This is a genomic window from Paramuribaculum intestinale, assembly GCF_030759015.1.
Lineage (GTDB): Bacteria > Bacteroidota > Bacteroidia > Bacteroidales > Muribaculaceae > Paramuribaculum > Paramuribaculum intestinale.
Genome location: NZ_CP098825.1, coordinates 2,444,840 through 2,468,006 on the forward strand (window position 1 = coordinate 2,444,840; position 23,167 = coordinate 2,468,006).

Annotated in this window: 14 protein-coding genes, 2 tRNA genes and 1 pseudogene; 3 read left to right on the plus strand and 14 right to left on the minus strand. The window is 56.7% G+C overall.

Going from position 1 to position 23,167, the window contains the following annotated elements; all coding sequences use genetic code 11:
• Positions 1-141 precede the first annotated feature (141 nt).
• The 9 genes and pseudogenes from porZ to nagA form a co-directional block, all read right to left on the minus strand.
• Positions 142-2,556 (minus strand): type IX secretion system anionic LPS delivery protein PorZ, encoded by a 2,415-nt coding sequence (gene porZ, locus NF347_RS10985; protein WP_107035010.1) that lies wholly within the window; start codon positions 2,554-2,556, stop codon positions 142-144.
• Positions 2,556-3,137 carry an RdgB/HAM1 family non-canonical purine NTP pyrophosphatase gene (rdgB, locus tag NF347_RS10990; RefSeq protein WP_107035009.1) on the minus strand — a complete coding sequence of 194 codons (582 nt, stop codon included), beginning with the start codon at positions 3,135-3,137 and terminating at the stop codon, positions 2,556-2,558. Before rdgB ends, porZ begins: the two co-directional genes overlap by 1 nt.
• Positions 3,134-5,911 carry a leucine--tRNA ligase gene (leuS, locus tag NF347_RS10995; protein ID WP_107035008.1) on the minus strand — a complete coding sequence of 926 codons (2,778 nt, stop codon included), beginning with the start codon at positions 5,909-5,911 and terminating at the stop codon, positions 3,134-3,136. Before leuS ends, rdgB begins: the two co-directional genes overlap by 4 nt.
• A 321-nt stretch (positions 5,912-6,232) precedes the next feature.
• Positions 6,233-6,304: transfer RNA gene (locus NF347_RS11000), tRNA-Glu, on the minus strand.
• Positions 6,305-6,367: 63 nt separating this feature from the next.
• Positions 6,368-6,625, minus strand: coding sequence for a 30S ribosomal protein S20 (gene rpsT, locus NF347_RS11005; protein ID WP_107035076.1), 258 nt, complete (start codon positions 6,623-6,625; stop codon positions 6,368-6,370).
• 37 nt (positions 6,626-6,662) lie between these two features.
• Positions 6,663-6,734 (minus strand) — tRNA-Glu (locus tag NF347_RS11010).
• A gap of 220 nt (positions 6,735-6,954) precedes the next feature.
• Complete coding sequence (locus NF347_RS11015; protein WP_161553912.1) at positions 6,955-8,241, minus strand: serpin family protein; 1,287 nt, start codon at positions 8,239-8,241, stop codon at positions 6,955-6,957.
• A 2-nt stretch (positions 8,242-8,243) separates the two neighbouring features.
• On the minus strand, positions 8,244-9,824 hold the full coding sequence (locus tag NF347_RS11020) for a C10 family peptidase (RefSeq protein WP_302997457.1): 1,581 nt from the start codon (positions 9,822-9,824) through the stop codon (positions 8,244-8,246).
• Between the two features lie 173 nt (positions 9,825-9,997).
• A pseudogene (gene nagA / locus NF347_RS11025) lies at positions 9,998-11,161 on the minus strand (N-acetylglucosamine-6-phosphate deacetylase).
• A gap of 180 nt (positions 11,162-11,341) precedes the next feature.
• Between nagA and NF347_RS11030 the strand changes: the two are divergent.
• The 3 genes from NF347_RS11030 (at position 11,342) to NF347_RS11035 (ending at position 14,098) form a co-directional block, all read left to right on the plus strand.
• Positions 11,342-12,601 (plus strand): TPM domain-containing protein, encoded by a 1,260-nt coding sequence (locus tag NF347_RS11030; protein WP_289684578.1) that lies wholly within the window; start codon positions 11,342-11,344, stop codon positions 12,599-12,601.
• A 203-nt stretch (positions 12,602-12,804) separates the two neighbouring features.
• A complete protein-coding gene (gene tnpA / locus NF347_RS13695; RefSeq protein WP_107681708.1) occupies positions 12,805-13,248 on the plus strand; it encodes an IS200/IS605 family transposase in 444 nt (147 codons plus the stop codon).
• Positions 13,249-13,804: 556 nt separating this feature from the next.
• Positions 13,805-14,098: a DUF4491 family protein gene (locus tag NF347_RS11035; RefSeq protein WP_107035003.1), complete on the plus strand. Its 294-nt coding sequence runs from the start codon at positions 13,805-13,807 to the stop codon at positions 14,096-14,098.
• Positions 14,099-14,246: 148 nt separating this feature from the next.
• Here NF347_RS11035 and NF347_RS11040 read toward each other — a convergent pair whose 3' ends face one another.
• From NF347_RS11040 to NF347_RS11060, 5 genes are all read right to left on the minus strand, one after another.
• Positions 14,247-15,752 (minus strand): RagB/SusD family nutrient uptake outer membrane protein, encoded by a 1,506-nt coding sequence (locus NF347_RS11040; protein WP_107681707.1) that lies wholly within the window; start codon positions 15,750-15,752, stop codon positions 14,247-14,249.
• Positions 15,753-15,780: 28 nt separating this feature from the next.
• The gene (locus NF347_RS11045; RefSeq protein ID WP_107681706.1) at positions 15,781-18,783 is read right to left on the minus strand and encodes a SusC/RagA family TonB-linked outer membrane protein; all 3,003 of its coding nucleotides are present in this window, start codon (positions 18,781-18,783) and stop codon (positions 15,781-15,783) included.
• Positions 18,784-19,135: 352 nt separating this feature from the next.
• Positions 19,136-21,181 (minus strand): M13 family metallopeptidase, encoded by a 2,046-nt coding sequence (locus tag NF347_RS11050; RefSeq protein ID WP_107035000.1) that lies wholly within the window; start codon positions 21,179-21,181, stop codon positions 19,136-19,138.
• A gap of 9 nt (positions 21,182-21,190) precedes the next feature.
• On the minus strand, positions 21,191-21,946 hold the full coding sequence (gene ubiE, locus NF347_RS11055; protein ID WP_290089866.1) for a bifunctional demethylmenaquinone methyltransferase/2-methoxy-6-polyprenyl-1,4-benzoquinol methylase UbiE: 756 nt from the start codon (positions 21,944-21,946) through the stop codon (positions 21,191-21,193).
• A 7-nt stretch (positions 21,947-21,953) separates the two neighbouring features.
• Positions 21,954-22,907 carry a phosphoribosylaminoimidazolesuccinocarboxamide synthase gene (locus NF347_RS11060; protein WP_107034998.1) on the minus strand — a complete coding sequence of 318 codons (954 nt, stop codon included), beginning with the start codon at positions 22,905-22,907 and terminating at the stop codon, positions 21,954-21,956.
• Positions 22,908-23,167 lie beyond the last annotated feature (260 nt).

The following is a 23,167-nucleotide window of genomic DNA, read 5'->3' on the forward strand; positions in this document are numbered from 1 at the left end:
ATTGTTTGGCAGGGACTGTCGTGACCTGCTGAAAGAATTTCGTTTTACCATCTGCACTTCCGGACGTTTCAACCGATTGTGACGGAGTTCCGTTATCTTACGGCATCGCCGCCTATTGATTCTAACCGCGCCGGACGGCCGTTAGTTCACCACCAGTATCCGCGCCACAGCTCCGCGCGCGGGAGTTACATCACGCCCGCTTGAAGCGAGCACATAATACACACCCGAGGCCACGCGCCTTCCGGCGGAGTTTTCCACAGGCCACCGGAGCATTCCGCCCTCGGCTCGACCCTGCCACACCACACGACCCGACGCGTCGGAGATCTTCACAAGCGAGCCTTCGGTCAGTCCCGACACAGTCACATCACCGCTCGTTTCGGGAGTCACCGGATTGGGATACACCTTCACCGCCGAGTAGCTCTCGGCCGGAGCCGAGGCAGTGCCGCCATATTCGAGCAATCCGTTGCGGGTGCCTATCAGCACTGTGTTGTCGACCGCAGAGGCATACACGGCCTTCACCTCGTTGTCATCAAGCAGCGGGCAGCGGTCAGCGGTAATATGCTCCACAGCTTCAGAGCCGTCGGCCGACAGCAGATATAGCCCCGACGAGCCCGTGGCCACCCACTTGCGGTTGCCGCCGTCCACCGATATGTCGGTCACCATGTCGCTTTCAAGGAAATAGTCGGCCAGACCGGTGCCGTCGTCGTGCGACACCTTCAGCCTGCGCACCCTCATGCCCGGATCAAACACCCCGGAAGGATTGTCTATCACGATCACCCCGCCCTCGGCGCCGATCCACACGCTTCCGTTGCGGTCCTCGGCTATGGACGTGAAGTAATCCGTCGTGAATACCACACCGTCCTGATCCACAAGCTCTGTCAATCTCACCAGTCTGTCATCGGTCAGATCCGAGTCAGTCGCACCGCGGTCCACCGCCATAAGCCCGCTTGGACCATGTGAGTCAAACACGAATGTCACATTTGACTTCCTGCAGTGAAACACCCTGACATCCTTGTGCAGCACCGCTCCCTGCAGGTCAAACGTCACCCAGTCCGACCGCCCGACTGACTCCGACGGCCCGCGGCGTTTGGCGGCAGGGAGTACGGCCACGCCGGCATCTCCTCCTTCGCTCGTCGATCCCATCCACAGATTTCCGCTTCTGTCAAACGACAGATCATACACGCGCCAACCGTAGTGATCCTCAAGCGGAGCGTTCGATCCGTCGTAGCGTCCGGTCAGACGGCGGTCGGTGATGCGATACACTCCGTCATTGGCCGTAGCCAGATAATATGTCGAAGGATCGTCGGGATCCTGCGCTATTCTCTCGGGAGAGAGAGCCACAGGGCCGGCACTCTTCTGATAACGCGCGGCAACGGCATTGACAGCCATGACATCGACAGCCGAGATATTGACTGCATCGCCATCCTCCATCAATGTGGTGGTCTGAGGCTCACCCTCGCGGTCGGCGGGATACATACGGTAGTTCGAGGCGCCCTGATTGCTCACATAGACCCTCTGCCCCGAGGCATCGGGAATTATCATAGACACATCGCGGGTAAACACACACCCCTGCGGAATGAAGCGTTCCACTGTCGTCCGCCACCCTCCTTCGGCTGCCGTCAGCTGCGATATTCCTTCGGCGGAGAGAACCCACAGCCTCGAAGCCGGATCGGTCGACGATACGACTGTCGTCCGGCCGAGGGCATCCGCCGGCATCTCAGCCACACTGGCCGTGTGGCCGTCGGCACTCACGCTCCATATCCGGCCGTCCGAGCCGGGAAGCCATGCCGTGCCGGAGCCGTCCGTGACTATCACTCCGCCGGCAGTTTCCACCCAGGCTCTCTCTTTATACAGACCCGACTCCGGATCCACCTCGGCCAGCGCGGCGATTCGATCCATCACTATCAGCAGACGCGACGCGCCGAGGCCGGTCAGTCCGACCGCACCTCCACGCTGTGTCACAGGCCGGTAAACGCCAAAACGCCGCAGCGGACCGCCCTTGGGAGCAGCCATCACATCATCGCCGCTCTTCACCACAAGCCAGTCGCCCATCACTGTCACAAGCTCTACATCGCGACCATAACGGCCCGAATCGGTCACCCGGCGGGTGCGCAGATTGATCTTCACCACACCGAACGCCGTCGCCAGATAGCAATCATCGCCATCCACCGTCATATCGTTTATCGTGCGGTCGTCGACATCCTCGGCATCGCGTATCTCCGGCATCGGAACAATCGTGCCGTCGCGGTCTATAAGGTCCACATGCCCTGATTCGTATGCCACAGCAAGCATCTTGGCCGATGTCGAATAAGCCATCTTCACCGCGCCGTAGGCACCACACCCCTCGGCCACCGTGTATGCTTTCAGCTCCTCGCTCTCCTTGTCGCGTTCAAACAGAGAGCCGCCTATCATGAAATAGACCTTCTCCGGAGTCTCAACCACCGACTGCGGCGCGCCAGACCACACCGGACGCACACGCCAGCTGCCCGGCACCATATCGGCCCGGCACAGAGCCACGCAGAGCAGCCACAGACAGAGCGACAGCAGCGATCTCATCAGAGCGAATTGAAATATTCAAGCAACCGTGCCGTAGCACGCCCGCGATGGCTTATGGCGTTTTTCTCATCTGCGCTCATCGATGCAAACGACACGGCGCACCCCTCGGGACGGAACACCGGATCATAGCCGAAGCCATCCTCGCCCTCGCGCACGGTCAGTATCTCACCGTCGACACGACCCTCGAACACCCGGGTCTCGTCGCCTTCGGTCAGCGCTATCACGGTAGTGAAATGCGCCCTGCGGTCGGCGACCCCATCCATACGCTCCAGCAGAAGAGCCACGTTGGCCTCCGAATCATGCCCCGGACCGGCATAGCGGGCCGAGCGCACTCCGGGCTCACCGCCGAGAGCATCGACCATCAGACCGGTGTCATCGGCGAAACAGTCGTAGCCGTAGCGGTCGCGCACCCAGCGGGCTTTAGCAATGGCATTCCCCTCTATCGTAGGCTCGTTCTCGGGTATGTCGTCATGACAGCCTATGTCGGCCAGCGACAGCACCTCGAGTCTGTCACCGGCTATAGCCCTTATTTCATCGAGCTTGTGGGCGTTGTTTGTCGCAAATACAATCCTGCGCCTCATTTCACCACCACATTGACTATCTTACGGGGCACCACGATCACCTTCACCACCTGCTTGCCGTCGATCCAGCGGGCGGCATTCTCATGGCCGAGCGCGGCCGCCTCCACATCCTTCGGATCCATGTCGGCAGCTACGGTGATATTATAGCGGGCCTTGCCGTTGAACGACACCGCATAGTTGACCGTATCCTCGCGGAGATACTCCTCGTTGAACGACGGCCACTGTGCATCGCACACCGTCGTGTCATTGCCAAGCGCGTGCCACAGCTCCTCGCTCACGTGAGGCGCGAAAGGCGCCAGGATCACCACAAGCTGCGAGAGCACCTGGCGGTTGTGGCACTTGAGCTGCGTAAGCTCGTTGACACATATCATGAAAGCGGCTATCGAAGTATTATAGGAGAATGCCTCGATATCGGAGGTCACCTTCTTGATCAGTTTGTGGATCGACTTCAGCTCGTCGGCCGTAGGCTCGCCGTCGGTCAGCAGCAGCTCGTCGCCCTTGTAGAAGAGATTCCAGAGCTTGCGGATGAAGCGGTTGACACCGTCGATGCCGTTGGTATCCCATGGCTTGCTCTGCTCGAGCGGGCCGAGGAACATTTCATAGAGTCGAAGGGTGTCGGCGCCGTAGCGGTCGACCACGTCGTCGGGATTCACCACATTGAACATCGACTTCGACATCTTCTCCACCGCGTAGCCGCACACGTAGCGGCCATCCTCCAGCTCGAATTCGGCGTCGGCAAATTCCGGACGCCATGCGCGGAAACGGTCGAGATCAAGAATATCGTTGCTGACTATGTTGACATCGACATGTATCGGAGTGACATCGTAACGATCCTTCAGCCCCGCGCTGACAAAGCGGTTGGTGTCCTTTATGCGGTAAACGAAGTTGCTGCGCCCCTGTATCATGCCCTGGTTGACGAGCTTCCTGAAAGGCTCGTCCTCACACACGAATCCCAGATCATACAGAAACTTATTCCAGAAACGGCTGTATATCAGATGGCCGGTGGCATGCTCGGTGCCGCCGATATAAAGATCGACGCTGCGCCAGTATTCATTGGCCTCGCGTCCCACGAGAGCCGTGTCATTGTGGGGATCCATATACCGCAGGTAGTAGGCCGACGATCCGGCAAATCCGGGCATCGTGCACAGCTCAAACGGATAACCCTCGGGGGTGGCCCAGTTGAGGGCGCGTCCCAGCGGCGGCTCGCCGCTCTCGGTGGGGAGGAACTTGTCGACCTCGGGCAATTCGAGCGGCAGACACTCGTCGGCCAGCATGTGGGGCACACCGTCTTTGTAGTACACCGGGAACGGCTCGCCCCAGTAGCGCTGACGCGAGAATATGGCGTCGCGCAGACGGTAGTTTATCTTCACCTTGCCTATGCCCTTGCGCGATATATAGTCCTTGGTGGCCTTTATGGCATCCTTCACCTCCATGCCGTTGAGATCGAGATCGGCTCCGGCCGAATTGATCATGCGGCCGCTCTTGGCGTCGAAACTCTGCTCGCTGACGTCGGCACCCTCGATCAGCGGCACTACCGGCAGATCGAAATGACGCGCGAAAGCATAGTCGCGGCTGTCGTGGGCAGGCACAGCCATGATGGCGCCGGTGCCGTAGCCGGCAAGCACATAGTCGCTCACCCACACCGGGATGCGTTTGCCCGTAAGGGGATTGACCGCATAAGCGCCCGTAAACACGCCGCTCACCTTCTTGTCGATCATACGCTCACGCTCGGTCTTGTGGCGGATGCTGTCGATATAGCTGTCGACAGCCTCCTTCTGCTCGGGAGTGGTCACCATGGCCACATAGTCGCTCTCCGGCGCCAGCACCATAAACGTAACCCCGAACACCGTGTCGGCTCTCGTTGTGAATATCTCAAGCGCCAGACCGTCGTCGCGTCCGTCGATGGAAAACTTCATCTCCGCACCCTCCGAACGGCCTATCCAGTTGCGCTGTGTTTCCTTCAGCGAGTCGGTCCAGTCGAGCTTGTCGAGTCCGTCAAGCAGACGCTGCGCGTAGGCCGACACCCTCAGACACCACTGATACATCAGTTTCTGCTCCACGGGATAGCCGCCGCGTATCGACACACCCTCGCTCACCTCGTCATTGGCCAGGACAGTGCCGAGCTTCGGACACCAGTTGACCATCGTATTTCCAAGATAAGCTATGCGGTAGTTCATCAGCGTCTCCGAACGTTGCTTCTCGTCCATGGCGTTCCATTCATCGGCCGTGAAAGTCAGTTCCTCGCCGCATGCGGCCCTCACGCCCTCCGTGCCATGCTTGGCAAAATGCTCTTCAAGCCGCGCCACGGGCATCGCCTTGTCGAGAGCCGTGTCGTAGTAGGAGTTAAACATGCGTATGAACGCCCACTGCGTCCACTTGTAGTAGTCGGGCGAGCAGGTACGCACCTCGCGGTCCCAGTCATAGCTGAAACCTATCTTGTCGAGCTGACTGCGATAGCGCTCGATATTGTTGACTGTGGTCACTTCCGGATGCTGACCGGTCTGTATGGCATACTGCTCCGCGGGCAGACCATAGGCGTCGTAGCCCATCGGATGCAGCACATTGAAGCCCTGCAGACGCTTGTAGCGCGAATATATGTCGGAAGCTATATAGCCGAGCGGATGACCCACGTGCAATCCCGCTCCCGAAGGATACGGAAACATATCGAGCACATAAAACTTCTTGCGCGAGCCGTCCTCTCTTGTGCGATAAGTGCCTTGTTCTTTCCAGTAGGCCTGCCACCGCTTCTCTATTTCCTTATGATTGTATTCCATTGTAGGATAAATGTGTAAATTTCGGATATACTTGACAGCCTGCGACATCATGGTCACGCAGGCGCGCCGCCCGCAGTCTGTATTGCAGGCCTACAAAGTTAATCAAAAGTCGGTAAGTGGTCAAATTTAGCGCGCCGACTCGCCAAAAAAAAAGACCATCAACGACATCACCGCATCCATCGCCGCCACCGACAGCCACACGCCCGCCGGACACACAGCCATATGTCAAAATCAAACATATTCTTAACCCCAAAAAACAAAAAAAGGAATGACGCACCTCACGGCGCATCAGTCCAGAAACAATTAAGGGGGAAAATTGTGTAGCCCATAGGAGAATCGAACTCCTCTTTCAAGAATGAAAATCTTGCGTCCTAACCGATAGACGAATGGGCCGGTCGGATTTGACCCGGATCGCAGCACAGAAGCCTGCGCTCCGCCGTCAGCTATCCTCAGCGATCAAGCGCCCAGCTTATTGATGTGGAGGGCGAGCTTGCTCTTGAGGTTTGATGCCTTATTCTTGGAGATCGTGTTCTTGGCAGCCAGCTTGTCGAGCATCTTGGTGATACCCACGAAAGCGGCCTGAGCCTCGGCCTTGTCGGTCATGGCGCGCAGGCGACGCACGGCGTTGCGTGCAGTCTTGGCGTAGTAGCGGTTGCGCAGACGGCGCGACTCGGTCTGACGGATTCTCTTCAGCGATGATTTGTGATTTGCCATTTCTGTTATGTCAAAATTGTCGTGAATTTTTATTGAGTAGCCCATAGGAGAATCGAACTCCTCTTTCAAGAATGAAAATCTTGCGTCCTAACCGATAGACGAATGGGCCGGCCATGATTTTGCGCCTTTGGCTCAAAAACGAGTGCAAATATACGCACTTTTCGCCAACCTGCAAAGAAATAGCCAAAAAAACTTGCTTTTTCGAACCATTTTACCCCCATTTCAGATCTGATTCAACCCCTGTTCAGCCCCTCACAGCACTTTCATGGCCACATCCAAGATGCATGGGCGCGGCATCACAGCGTACACTCCGATGCCGCACCCACCCGTCATTTGTTCGGTCCCATATATGTGCCGACCGCCAGAATCGCACCGGTGCTTTTCTCCCACACCGCGTAGACAAACGGCCGGTCAAATGTCACATAACAACGCCTGTCAGCACCATCGATACCACCGGCGGTCACCGATTTCACTTCACTACCCTCCTCATCGACCGAAATCGACGTACGCTGGACTACCTTCCCACCCACAGGCGAAATGAGCCCCAGTCCGGGCATGACAAAGCCTGAGGCCAGACTCGACGCACCCATCGCCGACAATATACGGCTGACATCGTGATCGCTTGTTATTTCCATGCGTGGAATATCCAATCCAAACGACCCGCTACGCATGCCTTCGCCCGAACTGCCGGTAGTAATTTCATACCATCCACCGGCGCCCAGACTCCTTATCAGATCCCTGACCGACATGTTTTTGGCTGGCAGCACAGCTGTAAAATTGTATGCACCGTTGCCGTATGGCATAGTCACCGACTGGATCGCATCTTCCGTCGACATCCCGCCATCAGCTCCGATACCAGAATAATAGCCGGCACCGACATTATCAGCATGCATCATATCAACATCTTCGCAACTGCCGTCGGCAAGAAAAAATGGCGACTTCTTTGTGGCGGACCTATCAAATTTCTTCGTCCATGCTCCACGGAAATACAAGGTCGACGCCCACAGAGCAGCCATTGACCGATCTATATTCTTTACTACGTCGTCGAAACCGGTTCGCTCGAATATCCAGGCATTGATTTTTCCAACCGAGCTACGTTCGGAAAAATCAATGCATTTTATATCCGTCATATAATCATTATACAGGATCGACACATATCCGTCTGTGGCTCTCGCCGGCTCACCAGACCCGCTATTCAGCCATACCCCGTTGTCAAGCCGCATCTTCGCTTCCTTATCAATACCGGGAAGAGATTGCTGCAATTTACCGAAATAGGAGTTGAGCCACAGCTTCTGAACATCGCTGACGCCCATAGCCGCAAGAAATTCGGCGCAGACATCATCATCAGCCGCATTGGCAAGCATCCCGACCATTATCGCAGCGCTCAAAGGCGACACGACAACACTACCCTCTGTCTGGCAGCATATTTCGCCAAGCATGTCGAATGCAAACGGCTGCATGGCCTCACTTACATAAAACTCCTCCGCCTCAAGCTCTATCGGCTCATACGGATTGTTATCCACAGGATTATCAGCGTCACCATCACTCGCACACCCCCACAGCCCCGCCGCAAAGATCGGCAGAAGCAGAAACAACGTCTTTATTCGCTTGTTCATATTCATTTTTTCCTTATATTAGTCAGACTCATCATTTGATCCCCAAAATAAACTTGAGACGGCCAATTTATAGGATCGACATAAAAGCCATTACTATTGCCATCCCATCCCCAATTATAATAAAACTTCTGCATCATTGAACTACTACCACGTTCTCCCATTGTAGTAAATGGTCCTGACGCGTCTCCCAATTGACCAGTCGGAACAATCAAAGCATAGCCAATATCTGTGGATGCTTCGGTCAGTCCCTCACACACCCATGCATGCCCAACATTATCTGCAATATTAGCCCCTCTCATATACACGGGACGACGATTCTTCAGCGATTTTGTTATCTCATTTATATTATGTGAAGAGTTAAACGTATATGCATATCCCATATCTGACAACGCAGCCTGTGCATAATAGATATTAGAGCTTGATGAATAACCATAATCCATTTCCACTTTGTCACCTATATAACGCAGGAATCTAGCTAGCTCAGGAACACTTTCAGTGGAATACAATGGCATACGAGAAAAATCAAATCCCGGCAGATAAGCGTGATATTTCAAAATCTGCCCCAAAGCCACAGCAACACATCCTACAGCATACCTATTAGTGATTTGCTCATTATACGGATACCATTGCCCCCACATCGTTTTAATAAGTGGCTGGATATTAGTAGTATATACAGTTTGATCCTTTACTAGTATATAGGATATCTCATTGACAGGGCCTCCACTCAAGGAAGAGGTCCACGTTAGATTATTCATCTGCGTCTCAAGTCCGGTCGTAGGACGATGTACAGCTTGCGCCAACCAATCCTTAACTGTATAGCGCTGATAATATCCCTTTGCAGCCCAGCGGCTGAGTTCTTCATCAATCGCCATCTGAAGATCCGCAGAAATCACCGTAGCTCTTGAAGATGACATAGGTTCAACCGCAAGAGTATAACGCATCCAATCATAGGCATTCTGTCGGATTGCCGCAGTATCGTCGCGCAACATCTCTGAAGCTGAACAGGCATTGCGTAACCACAATCCCACCCCTGACTTTTCCGCATTCGCCTCCATAAAGCTTCCGGTTTCGATATGAGCGAGCACCGGCTGCAATGCTTTTGTTGCAGACACAATTATATAACCTCCATTATCAGCATAATCGACAGCATATAACGCTGTCGATCCATCCGAGCCTTTTATAGGCGTCACACTTTCAACAGTTTTTTCTGTGAGCGAACGGGAGGCACCATGAATTCGTGCGAAAGCCGACGCCACTGACTGCGCCCTGACAGCATCTATGACTGACACAGTATCAATCACATTGACATACGTGGGTTCACAATTCTCCCTGTCATCAGACACCAGACCTGGTTCCGATTGATTGCATCCCGCCGCAAAGATCGGCAGAAGCAGAAACAAGCCAATTCTTTTAATCATAAGAACACTCTTTAAGGTTAATAAAGTCGGTCTAAATCCTAAAGTCAATGCATTAAAACTTGGAACTGCCACAAATATAGTGTTTTTCTTTTCAAACCAAAAAACTCCGCAGAGTTGATTAATTATTTTTAACCAAAACAATCCACAGTCGTACTTTTCTGTCACTCAACGGCTTCACTAACGTATACTTCCTGACACACAGATCCCGCACGTTATCGCGCAGCCGCGCCACATGATAAGACAGCAAAAAAACGAACCGACAGCACCGCCGTCATGCGCGCTTCACAACGCGCCACGACAAATACTGTCGGTCAGTTTCCTGATTAACCCGGCAGGTATCAGAGGGTGTTGGTGCCCTCCACGAGCTTGCCCTGCGCCCATACGGCACGCAGATTGAGATCGCCGTCGAGTATTATGATGTCGGCGTCCTTCCCCTTGGCAAGCGAACCCTTGCGGTCGTAGACACCCATGATCTTGGCCGGAGTCTCCGATGCCATGCGCACAGCGTCGTCAAGAGGTATGTCGGCCTTCTGAACGAGTGTGCGTATCAGACGGTCCATTGTGGCGATGCTGCCTGCAAGAGCCGAGCGGTCGGAGAGTTTGCACACTCCGTCCTCGATGATCACGCGCGGATCGAACGCCTCGGCGTCCTCGGCGCATGCGCAGGCCAGAGCGTCGGTGATCACGCACGCGCGCTCCACACCCTTCACCTTATAGACCAGACGCAGTATAGTGGCCGGCACATGGATACCGTCGGCCACCACCTCCACCGTCATGTCATCTATGAGATAGATGCTCTCCACAGTGCCTTCGTATTTATACTCGCGGCGCTTGTGGAAGCCCGGCATGGCATTGTAGAAATGAGTGGCATGGCTGTAGCCCGACTCTCAGGCCGAGAGAATATCCTCATACTCGGCCTGCGTGTGAGCCACCGAGGCGAGAATCCCCTTGGCCGTGATGTATTTGCCAAACTGCATGGAGCCGGGCAGCTCCGGAGCGGCATCCCAGCGCTTGATACACTGCCAACGCTCCACGATGGGGATATACTCCTTCGGATCGGGATCCTTGATATACTCCGGCATCTGGCCGCCGGCCATGGCCGGATTGAGGTAGTGACCCTCAAGATGAAGACCCAGCACGGGGCTGCCGGGCTCTCTCATAAGGCGTGTGCAGGTTTCGGCCGCGCGGTTGATCATATCCACCGACGAACTCGACAGAGTGGGGAAGATGCTTGTGGTGCCGTGCTTCATGTGGGTGTCGATAGCCTTGCGGAAAGCATCCTCCGTTCCCTCCATGAAGTCGCGTCCGCCACCGCCGTGGCAGTGGATCTCCACTCCGCCGGGCACAACGTACATCCCTTTGGCGTCAAACAGCTCGGCGCCGATCACCGCCAGATCGCAGTTGGTCACTTCAAGGATCTTGTCGTCGCGCATCAGCACGCTGCCATCTTTAAGCCATCCCTGTGGCGTCAGGATTTTTGCATTGATTATCTGAGTAAGCATGTAATGATTGGTATTAAGCCGCAAATTTAACCAAACAAATCCATGATTGGTAAACACTCCGCAGATTTTAACACAAAATATCACAACTCTGAAACAGCCGGCCGCCGCTTCGCTGCAAAAAAGCGATCCGACCGGCTATCAGCACGACAGTTTTTCGGATTTTTTGTCTATCTTCGCCGCATGAAACGGATCATGCTCACCCTGACGGCGATCACAGCCGTCATAATCACAGCCCTTGCGGCATACACGCCGCGTGATATACCCAACGTGCATCTGGCCGACCGCACGCGCTACGTATCAAACCCCGACGGAGTGCTTTCGCCGGCGGCCGAAACCCGGCTCGACTCACTGCTCGCCGGAGTGTGGCGGAGCACATCGGCCGAAGTGACGGTGGTGGCCGTCGACTCCATCGAGGGCGACGACATCGACTCCTTCGCCACAGAACTGTTCTCGCTATGGGGCATCGGCAAGAAAGACAACGACAACGGACTGCTCATACTCATAGCGCGGGCACAGCGGCGCGCCGTGCTCCGCACCGGCTACGGACTCGAAGGACCGCTCCCCGATGCCATCTGCGGCCGAATCATACGCAACGATATGGCGCCGCACTTCCGCAACGGCGACTACGACGGCGGCACCATAGCAGCAGTGGCCAGCGTGGCCGACCGGCTCGGCGCTCCCGACGTAGCCGATGAGATACGGTCGCGATACCCCAACGACTCGCGGACACCACGCCACGACGAGGACTACTCCGGACTTATCGACTGGCTCGCCACCATGGCGGCAGTCATGACAGCCATCGCACTGGCCATATACCTGTGGCGCAGCCACTCCACCCGCCGGATGCCCACCCTGCAGCGCTACCAGAGCCTCAAACAGACGCGCGTCCCGCTCCTGTGCCTCTCGGCTCTCGGCGTAGGAGTGCCGCTCATCGTCATATGGCTCCTCAACCGCAAGATGAAGCGCGTGCGCGACCATGCACGCAATTGCCCCAACTGCGGCAAACCGATGGAGAAACTCCCCGAAGACAAGGACAACGACTACCTCACACCCGCGCAGGACACCGAGGAACGCATCAACTCGGTCGACTACGACGTGTGGCTGTGCCGTGCGTGTGGCGAAACCGACATCATACCATACGTCAACGACCGCTCGGCCTACACCGTCTGCCCGCGCTGCAACGCCCGCGCATGCCAGCTCACAGCCGACCGCATCGTGATTCAGCCTACCGTCGCCCGAGAAGGTCAGGGAGTGAAGGTCTACACCTGCCGCAACTGCGGATTCCAGAACAACCGCCCCTATCGCATACCGCGCCGACAGCCCCCGGTAGTGATCATCCCGCCCGGAGGCGGCAGCGGATTCGGATCGGGAGGCGGATTCTCCGGCGGCAGCTTCGGCGGCGGCATGACCGGTGGCGGCGGTGCCTCCGGCGGCTGGTAATCCCCCGCCCCCACGCCGACAGCAGCGGAGGAGCAGGCATCACTGGAGGCCGGCAGCGGTCGTAGACCGCAAACCTTTGGAAACCCCGCCATGACGGGCGAAGCTCGGCTTGGTGGGGACAGCAGCGAACCCATGCGCGGCATCTTCGTAGAAGAGCCGCAGGAACAGTCAAACAATACAACCCACATAACACCATTCATAGCATGAGCCGAGTCTGTTCATTACATCATATAGTGTTCAACACCTACCAGAGAGAGCGAACCATCACATTAAGTGAAAGACGGACTCTGTATGCATTCCTCCATTCTATAATTACAGCCAACAAATGCAAGACACTTAGAATTGGTGGAACTGATAATCACGTACATATTTTAATCGATCTGCATCCTACAAAAGCCCTATCATGGCTCGTGGGCGAACTAAAGAGATCGTCAAGTATATGGATGAAACAAAACAATGGCTTTTTGCGTTTTAACGGATGGGCACACGAATATTTTGCCAGCAGCATATCGACAACCGACAAAGACAGCGTCATACACTATATTCAAAATCAAGACCAGCATCATCAGAAAATCAGCTTTGAAGATGAAATAACAGATATCTGCCGAAAACTCGGATTTGAATGGAAATCGGAGTATTTCAAATAAGGCTGAAAACCTTTCCCTGCGGCTCTTCTACGAAGACACCGCGTGTTTCACCGACACACCCCACCAAGGCGAGCTACGCACGCCATGGCGGGGCTTACAGAAGTAAATTGGTCTACGACCAATCTCCCTATCATCATTAACTAATTCATATCAACAGGCTATGAGTAAACCCATCTAAGTATATCAAACCACATCTCTACCGAGCTCCAGATGGTATAATGAATCATCCACTCCTCAACGACGGACACCACTGACCAAAACATCCTTCACCACCCACCTGCAGCACAGTCAGTAGTGGAGGCCATGGCATCACTGGAGGCCAGCAGCGGTCGTAGACCGCAAAACCTTTGGAAACCCCGCCATGACGGGCGAAGCTCGGCTTGGTGGGGACAGCAAGACAACCGACAGCACAGGCAGCGGTCGTAGACCGCAAACCTTTGGAAACCCCGCCATGACGGGCGAAGCTCGGCTTCACGGGGACAGCAGCGAACCCATGCGCGGCATCTTCGTAGAAGAGCCGCAGAAACAGTGTTTATCAACAAAAAAACATACCCACATGCACTTTCAAGGACTGATTTTAGGCGCCGCCACATTTCTCATCATAGGCATATTCCATCCGATAGTCATCAAGGCCCACTACCGGTGGGGCACCGGCTGCTGGTGGGTGTTTCTTATACTCGGACTAATATGCACCGGCGCATCGCTGGCCATGGCCGACACAGTGTGGTCGGCACTGCTCGGAGTGACCGGTTTCTCCTCGTTCTGGACCATCAAGGAGATTTTCGAACAGGAACAGCGTGTGGAACGCGGATGGTTTCCGGCCAACCCGCGACGCCGCAAGCGGCAATAACCCTCCCCCTATCCTTATCCTGAGACATAGCGGCTTCATCCAGAGTCGTAAGAAATCGACATAAAAAAGGCAGGCGAACCTCCCGGTCAGCCTGCCGCACTATTTTTTAGTATGAAATATCGCCGGTGTTACCCGGCAATGAGTTTGATCACTGCGGGCGGGTAGCCTCCCAGCCCTCGTTCTGAGCCACGCCGAAACCGGCATTTACCTCATCGACGGGAATCGGAAGCACCAGATCGCCGAGAGTGACATTGTTTATACGCCACTTCACAGTCGGAGCCTGATAGGCTGTCAGACCGGTGGTCACATTCCAGCGGCGCAGATCCCACAGGCGATGACCCTCCTGGAACAGCTCGCGGGCGCGCTCATCGCGGATGAAGCTCATCAGCGCGGCCTCGTCCGAAGGCAGATCGGCCGTCGATGTGATATCGAGATTGCGCTTGGCCACCACCAGCAGAGCCCGGCGGGCGCCGTCGAGATCCTTGCCGGAGGCGCTGCGCAGCTTGGCCTCGGCCTCGATCAGGAACATCTCGGGAGCATTGATCAGATAGTTGGTGGCCTCGGCACAGTTGCCGCTCGCGGGCACGCCGAACTTGCCGCCGCCGAACCAGGGCACTGCGTCGCCGTAGGGCACTATCTGCGAACGCTTCTGGTCAGTCCAGTACCAGATGGCCGTGCGTATGTCATTCTCACCCATCAGTCCTACCAGATAGGGGCTGGGACCATAGCAGTAGGAGGTGAAGAGCGTGCCGCAGGAGTTGGCGCTCCAGTTGGTCTTCTCGTCGAGAGCCAGCGCAAGGAAGCTTTCGGTATTGGTGTTGTTACCGGCATAGAGAGCCTCGTAGGCCTCCGGATCGTAGGTCAGAGTAGAGATGCCCTTGGCTGCGAGAGCGTCGGCAGCTGCCTGTGCGGCACCGTCAAAGTCCTCGAGCATCAGCTTCACGCGCGCCATCAGACCCAGAGTCGAAGCCTTGCCGAAGGCAAAGAGCGAACGGCGGTCGCCCACCTCGTTGAATCCGGCCAGAGCCTTGTCGAGATCCGAGAGGATCTGGGCATAGCAGTCGCCGACAGTCGAACGGCTCACGGTCGTTCCCGGCTCTACGGGAGTATCCACGACTACCACGCCGGGAGTCGACGAATAGTCCTGGCCGTTGACCTTCACCTGATGACCGAACACGTTGGTCATCACGCTCATCGCATAGGCTCTTAGCGCGTGAGCCTCAGCCTTGGCGCGTATGAGGGTAGCCTTGTCCGCCTCGCTTGCCGACGGTATCTGCTCGTCGCAGGCCTGTATGATGCGGGCAGAGTTATCGACCACTTTGTAGCCGTAGGCCCAGATGTAGAGCATCGAATACTCCGTGTCGAGATAGTTGAACTGATACATCGCGTTCTGGTGGCTGTTCGAGCCGTTCCAGTAGGTGATGTCCGACGCTATGTCGGGGGTGACCGTAGCGTAGTTGCCGGCGAAATAATATTGGCTGAAACGGTAGTAGGTGCCGTTGAGAGCCAGCTCCACACGGTTGGCGTTGTCGAGGGCGCCCTCCATGTCGACAGCATCATAGATGTCGGTGTCGAGGAAACTGTCGCCGCACGAAGTCATCGTCATGGCCGCTACAGCTGCCACTCCGAGCGCCTTTGCAAATATATTTTTCATCTTGTTTAGCTTCTTGTTTTGTTAAAGGTTAGAAAGTCACCTGTACGCCGCCGGTGAAGGTGAACACCGCCGGATACTGCCATGCGATCTCGCCCGACGAGTATGTCTCGGGGTTGTAGCCCGTGAAGTCGCTTGCGGTCCAGGTGTGCACGTTGTCGAAGGTGGTGTAGACGCGCAGCTTCTGCACGAAGAACCGGCGAGTCAGTTTGGCAGGCACCGTATAGCCGAAGGTGATATTGCTCAGACGCAGGTAATTGCCGCTCATCAGCCAGCGGGTGGAGTTGGCCATGGTGTTGTAGGGGTCGCCATAGATATACTGCGGGTACTTGCCGCCCGGGTTCTCGGGAGTCCAGGAGTCGGTCACGACCTTCTCGAGCGGTGTGCGCATGTCCATGCCCCAGCCGGTGAACTTGTGACCCGAATCATACACTTTGCCGCCCAGACGGTAGTTGAACTGCATCGACGCGTCGAAGCCATAGGCATTGGCCGAGAAGCCGAATGCGCCGAACACTTTCGGGTCGGCCGAGCCTACATAGCGCTTGCCGGCCTCGAAATAGTTTTCGGTCACCTCGTCACCCTCGGTACCCTTGTAGTAGAGCGCCTTGCCGTTTTCGGGATTTACGCCCGCATACTCAGGCATGTAGAACTGACGGTAGGGACGTCCCTCTTCGATGATCGTATAGGTGCTTTCCACCGATCCGTCGGCGAGCTTGATCACCTCGTTGCGGTTCCATGTGATGTTGGCAAACACGTTTACGGCCACGTCGTTGGTGTAGAATGCCGTGCCATTGACACCGAATTCTATGCCGCGGTTGCGGATCTTGCCGATGTTCTTGTACCACGAACCGAGACCTGTAGTGTAGGAAAGTGGCACGGAATAGAGTGCGTCGGATGTGTCTTCGTTATAGAAGTCAAACGTGAAGTGGACGCGGTTGAGGAGCGACAGATCGAAGCCGACGTCAAACTTGCGCGATGTTTCCCACGACAGATCGGGATTTGCCACCTGCGAGGGCACCATGCCGGGCTTGCCGGCGTAGTTGAAGCCGAGACGATAGAATCCGCGGGCGGCGTATACCGAGCCGAGGCTCTGGTTGCCGACCGTACCGTAGCTTGCACGCAGTGCGGCGTTGGTCAGCAGACGGTTGCCCTTGAGCCACTCCTCCTGGGTCAGACGCCACTTGCCGCCGACCGACCAGAAGTTGCCCCAGCGCTTGTCGTTGCCGAATATCGAGCTGCCGTCGCGGCGGAACGATGCCGAGAGATAGTAGCGGTTGTCATAGCTGTAGTGGAAGTCGCCGAAGTAGGAGGCCAGACGGCTCTGCTCCTTGTAGTAGGAGCTGTCGCCCCACGATCCGGCGGTGCTCAGATCACGCATTCCGTCGCCGGCGAAGGGGAAGTCCTGGCCGGAATAGAACTCCTGCCAATAGGTGCGGCGCATCATCTCCTGACCGAGAAGCAGGTTGATCACATGCTTGTCGCCGAAGGTGTAGTCCCAACCGAGGGTATTGGTCCATGTAAGGGTCGTGGTGTTGGCGTTATACTGCTGGCCGAGGCCGTTGTAGTCCTGACCCTGCGGATTGGTGATGGCGCTCCAGTAGTTGTACTGGCGCTGACCCATGATGTTGACGCCGAAGTTGGTCTTGGCCCAGATGCCCTTGCCGAAGTCGACACGCAGCCAGGGATTGGCATTGATGGTCTGGTTGTTGATCTGATTGAGATCGCCCACCTTCGGATCCATCACTGCGAGAGGGTTGTAGGGCACGGGATTCCACTCCCACCGGCCGTCAACCTCCACGCGTATGGGATCGAACGGAGTCATGGAGCTGATGGCGCCGGTCATAGGAGCCGACATGCTGCCGTTGGTCGACTGCGAGGTCGACTGGTTGTCGGTGTAGCTGTACTGCGAGTTGAGTCCTACGGTGAGGAACTTGTACTTCGAGTCGAGGTTTACGCGTCCGGAGTAGCGGGTGTTGCTCGATCCGACGATCAGACCGTCGGTGCTATTGTAGCCGAGGCTCACATAGTAGTTGGTCTGGCCGACAGTGCCGTTGAACGCCAGATTGTAGTCCTGATAGTAAGGCTTGCGGGTGATGGCCTTTACCCAGTCGGTCGAGGTCTTGCCGTCCCAGCCGAAATACGTGTCGGTGAGATATTCGCGGGCTTCCTGCACATTGTCGAAATCGCCCGACGCCACGACGCCGCCACTTATGAGGTTCATCATCTGCTCCGAGTTGGCAAACTTCATGTTGTTGTTGGCAATCGACGAGAAGCCCTGACGGGTCTCGAAAGTGACACTCAGACGGGCCTGTCCGCCCTTCTTGGTGGTGATCACCACCACGCCGTTGGCCGCGCGCGATCCGTAGATGGCGGTGGCTGCGGCATCCTTGAGCACTGTCACGCTCTCGATGTCGGCAGGGTTGTAGGCCGCCATCGGGTCGAAATAGTTGTTGGAGTCATAAAGGTCGTCGTAGTCGGAGTTGACAGGCACGCCGTCGATCACGTAGAGAGGCTGCGAGGAGCTGCTGAGCGAGCCCATGCCGCGCACGTAGACCGAGCCCCACTGGCCGGGAGCCGAAGTGGAGTTGTTATACTGGAAGCCTGTCACGGTGCCTTCGAGCGACTTCACGAAGTTGGCGTCGCTCTTGCGGTCGACAACATCGCCGTCCACCACCGATGCAGCGCCGGTGAAGGCCGCCTTGCGGGTAGAGCCGTAGCCGGTCACGACCACTTCGTCGAGCATCTGCTCGTCGTTCTCCATCACGATTCGCACTTCAGGCTTCACGGCCACTTCGACCGGAAACATGCCCACGTAAGACACCGTCAGGCGCTTCACGTCGGCGGGCACCGTCAGACGGAAGTTGCCGTCGATATCGGTCTGTGTGCCGATCGAGGTGCCTTTGGCCTTGACTGTGGCTCCCACCACCGGCTCATCGTCGGCAGTGACTACCACGCCACGCACACTGACCGTCTGGGCCGATGCGCCGATAGCTATGGCTGCCACCATCATAAGTAATAAAAACAGCTTTTTCATACTTAAGAAAATGTGTAAATAAATAATATTGATTTATGTGTAATGACTTCAGGATCGCGCCGACTTCACATCGGAGCCTTCTATCAAAATCCTCGCAAAGATATATAGTATTATTTAATCTTAATTAACTTACCCCCCCCGTTTAACTTTATTTCACGTTTTTAACTATTTTGCCGACCTCATCGTCGGAATATCACATGCCGCACAACCTTGTCACATCGATCCGTTGCAGTGACTGAAAACAAGACGCCGCACCGGAAATCTATCCGGCACGGCGCCATTTAATTTACGACATGGGCAACTGTCAGAGCGGCCCGGACAACCGATGCCGCCGCGACACTCCCCTATGGATTTACCAGATGGTCACTCGCTCCTCTGCGGGACGATACATCGGCTGACCCTCAGTGATAGAGAACGCCTCGAAGAACGGCCCGATATTGCGGAGGGTGACATTCACGCGGTTCTTGCCGAGCGAATGCACGTCGCCCTGCGTGAGCGAACGCATCTCGGCCTCGCGGATGTTCTGTGCCCAGAGGTTGGCATAGTTGAGATAGAACACCTGGGCGGGCGTAAAGCCGTCGATCCTGGCGGTAGCCACATCCACTCCCTTCTGCTTCTGCGAGTTGAGGAAGGCTGTCATGGCCACGCGCAGACCGCCCTGGTCGGCGATGTTCTCACCGAGCGTATAGGCACCGTTGGCGTTAAGGCCGGGGAGCACCTCCACGGCGTCGAACTGCTTGACGAGCTTGTCGGTGAGCGCCTTAAATGCCTCGGCATCCTGAGGCTCCCACCAGTCGGTCATATTGCCTTTAGCGTCGAAGTGACGGCCCTGGTCGTCGAAGCCGTGGGTCATCTCGTGGCCGATCACCACGCCGATGCCGCCATAGTTCTCGGCATCGGACGAAGCCGGGTCGAAGAACGGTGCCTGCAGTATGGCTGCCGGGAACACAATCTCGTTGGCCAGCGGATTGTAGTAGGCGTTGACCGTCTGCGGAGTCATGCCCCACTCGGTGCGGTCAACCGGCTTGCCCCACTTCGAGAGCATGTCGCGGGTGTGCCACATGCTTACCTCGTGCATGTTGTCATAATAGCTCTTCTCCGGATCGATCTCCATGGAGCTGTAGTCTTTCCACTTGTCGGGATAACCGATCTTGACGGTGAAAGCGGCGAGCTTCTCGCGGGCGCGGGCCTTGGTGGCATCGCTCATCCATGTCAGCGAGTCGATGTGCTGGCCAAGGGCCGTGCGCAGGTTCTCCACAAGGCCGAGCATATACTGCTTCGACGACTCGGGAAAATACTTCTCTACATAGAGCTGACCTACGGCCTCGCCCATGGCGCCCTCGGTGGCGCTCAAGGCGCGTTTCCAGCGCGGACGCTGCTCCTGCGCTCCGCTGAGCACCTTGTAGAACTCAAACGAAGCGTCGGCAAACGCGTCGGAGAGATAGCCCGACGCACCCGAAACATATTTCCACAGATAATAGTCCTTGATCTGACGGTCGGTGAGCGTCGACATCAGAGCGTTGGCGCGCGCCATGCTCTTGGGGTCGGTCACGATAATGGTGTCGATCGGCGTGGCTATGTCCATGGTCTCGACAAAGAAGCGGTCCCAGGGCACTGCGGGATAGTCCTTCTTGAGCGACTCGAAGGAGCGGGGATTGTACATCGCCTGGATGTCGCGGCTCTCCTCGCGGGTCTTGGCGTCGCGGGCCATGGCCGTTTCGATCTCCATGACGGTGTTCATGATCCGGGCGGCGGTGTCGGCGCTGAAGCCGGCATTGGTCAGCTGGCTGCTGATAAGCTTCCTGTAGGCCTCGCGCACCTCGGTGTTGCGGGGATCATTCTCAAGATAGTAGTCGCGGTCGTTCAGACCCATCGAGCCGCCGGAGAGATACATGGCGTATTCGTCGGAGTTGACCATGTTCTCCATCGGGCCGGCGCCCATGAAGGGCGATCCGTACTCCTTCTGGAACCAGAGGAACAGGTCGGCCATACCCTCGTGGGGAGTGTTCTCGATCTTGTCGAGACCGGCGCGTATCGGAGCGGCGCCCTCGGCATTGCGGCGGGCGGAGTCCATGGCCTGGTTGTAGATGGTCGACACCTTGAAGGCAACGGTGCCCGGCTCGGGATTGGTGGCGGCCAGGCCGGTGATGATATCCTTCACACGCGCCTCCGAAGAGTCGTTGAGCACATTGAACTGGCCGTAGCGTGAATATTCGGCGGTAAGCGGATGAGCCTCCTGCCAGCGCTGGGTGACATGTTCGTAGAAGTCGGTGCCCGCCGGAATCGAGTCATTGATCAGATTCGCGTCGAGGCTTTTCAGATGCTCGCTTTTGGAGCAGCCTCCGAGAGCGAGCGCAGTGACAGCAGTCAAAGCGATAACGGTTTTTGGTTTAAGCATATCAAATGGTTAATTATAGGCTAAATAAATGGTGCAGGAACCGAAGGTCAGCGGCAGATGGCTCGCCGACTTCCACCCGCTCGCCTCAAGCAGCGCGCACATTTCGCGTCCCTGCGGCACAGCCGCGATGCTCTGCGGCAGATAGCTGTAGGCGTTGGAATCGCGGCTGACAAGACGCCCCAGAGCGGGCACTATGCCGCGGGTGTAAAGGCGGTAGAGCGGACCGGTGACCGGTCCGCGGGGAGTCGACAGCTCGATCACGCAAAGCATGCCCCCCGGACGCGTCACCCGCGCCATCTCGCGCATTCCCGCCGAAAGATCGGCGAAATTGCGCACTCCGAAGGCGGCTGTCACAGCGTCGAACGTGGCGTCGGCAAACGGCAGCGCCAGACAGTCGGCCGCCATAAGGCTTATCCTGTCCGACATGCCGGCACGCGCCACCTTCTCGCGGCCTATGCCGATCATTCCCTCCGAGAGGTCGACTCCGGTTATCTCCGCGCCGTCGATCCTCCGGGCCATCTGCAGAGCCAGATCACCCGTGCCGGTGGCCACATCGAGTATCCTCGTGCCGCCGTGGCGCGCCACCAGACCGACGGCCTTGCGACGCCACAGCCGGTCGATGCCGAGCGTCATGGCACGGTTCATAAAATCGTAGGAGGGCGCGATGCGGTCAAACATGCGCCTCACCTGCGAAGCCTTGTCGTCGGGCGACGACGCGTCGGGCTTCACATTCTCACATTCGGCTCCCATCCTGTCGTCAGACACCGGAGCCTCAGCGGTCGAGATTGTTCATACAGTCGAGCACGTTCACCTCTATGCGGCGCTCCAGATCGGCCTCTCCGGCCTTGACGAACGGGCGTCCGGTCACATGCTCGTATAGCTCTATATAGCGGGCGCTGACGCTCTCGCAGAACTCATCGGTCATATCGGGCACCTGCTGGCCCTCCTTGCCCATGAAGCCGCGGTCGATCAGCCACTGGCGCACAAACTCCTTAGAGAGCTGACGCTGGGGCTCACCCTTGGCCAGACGCTCCTCGTAGCCCTCGGCATAGAAATAGCGCGAAGAGTCGGGAGTATGGATCTCGTCGATGAGTATCACCTCGTCGCCGAGCTTGCCGAACTCATATTTCGTGTCGACGAGTATCAGCCCCTTCTCGGCGGCCATCTGGGTGCCGCGCTCGAACAGACGGCGCGTATAGCGCTCCATCACCTCGTAGTCCTTCTCGCTCACGAGCCCCTGCGCTATGATCTCTTCGCGCGAGATATTCTCGTCGTGTCCGGCGTCGGCCTTGGTGGTGGGGGTGATTATAGGCTCGGGGAAACGCTCGTTCTCCTTCATGCCGTCGGGAAGCTTCACGCCGCACAGCTCGCGGCATCCGGCCGCATATTCGCGCCATGCGCTGCCCGTCAGATAGCCGCGTATGATCATCTCCACGCGGAAGCCCTCGCAGCGCTTGCCCACGGCCACCATCGGATCAGGCACGGCCAGCAGCCAGTTGGGACATATATCCGACGTAGCCTCAAGAAAGTAGGCTGCGATCTGATTGAGTACCTGTCCCTTGTAGGGAATACCCTTGGGCAGTATCACATCGAATGCCGAGATGCGGTCGGTGGCTATCATGACCAGAAGGTCGTCGGAAAGCGAATACACGTCGCGTACTTTTCCGTGGTACACTCCCGTCTGTCCGGGAAAGTGGAAATCTGTAGTGTTAAGAGTGGTGGCCATATTGGTTGGTTTATATCGGCAGACGGCAACGCACTGGCTCAGACCCGGCGCCTCGAAGCGCACTCATGCCCTGCCGGCTGCATTATTGTACAATATGTTGCGAAATTAAACATTTTTTCCATTTCTGGCAAATTTGCTTTCGCTACCGCTTGCCGCTTACGCGCCCCCGGCGTCAATCCCCGTCGCATACCTGGCATACTTATAGTGCGCCGAAAACGGACGTGTGATAAAACAGACAGGCTCCGCCGCAGTGGCGGAGC

Coding starts and splice junctions, on each gene's coding strand:
- porZ (WP_107035010.1), bottom strand. CDS start 2,556: ATGAGATCGCTGCTGTCGCTCTGTCTGTGGCTGCTCTGCGTGGCTCTG.
- rdgB (WP_107035009.1), bottom strand. CDS start 3,137: ATGAGGCGCAGGATTGTATTTGCGACAAACAACGCCCACAAGCTCGAT.
- leuS (WP_107035008.1), bottom strand. CDS start 5,911: ATGGAATACAATCATAAGGAAATAGAGAAGCGGTGGCAGGCCTACTGG.
- rpsT (WP_107035076.1), bottom strand. CDS start 6,625: ATGGCAAATCACAAATCATCGCTGAAGAGAATCCGTCAGACCGAGTCG.
- NF347_RS11015 (WP_161553912.1), bottom strand. CDS start 8,241: ATGAACAAGCGAATAAAGACGTTGTTTCTGCTTCTGCCGATCTTTGCG.
- NF347_RS11030 (WP_289684578.1), top strand. CDS start 11,342: ATGAAACGGATCATGCTCACCCTGACGGCGATCACAGCCGTCATAATC.
- tnpA (WP_107681708.1), top strand. CDS start 12,805: ATGAGCCGAGTCTGTTCATTACATCATATAGTGTTCAACACCTACCAG.
- NF347_RS11035 (WP_107035003.1), top strand. CDS start 13,805: ATGCACTTTCAAGGACTGATTTTAGGCGCCGCCACATTTCTCATCATA.
- NF347_RS11040 (WP_107681707.1), bottom strand. CDS start 15,752: ATGAAAAATATATTTGCAAAGGCGCTCGGAGTGGCAGCTGTAGCGGCC.
- NF347_RS11045 (WP_107681706.1), bottom strand. CDS start 18,783: ATGAAAAAGCTGTTTTTATTACTTATGATGGTGGCAGCCATAGCTATC.
- NF347_RS11050 (WP_107035000.1), bottom strand. CDS start 21,181: ATGCTTAAACCAAAAACCGTTATCGCTTTGACTGCTGTCACTGCGCTC.
- NF347_RS11060 (WP_107034998.1), bottom strand. CDS start 22,907: ATGGCCACCACTCTTAACACTACAGATTTCCACTTTCCCGGACAGACG.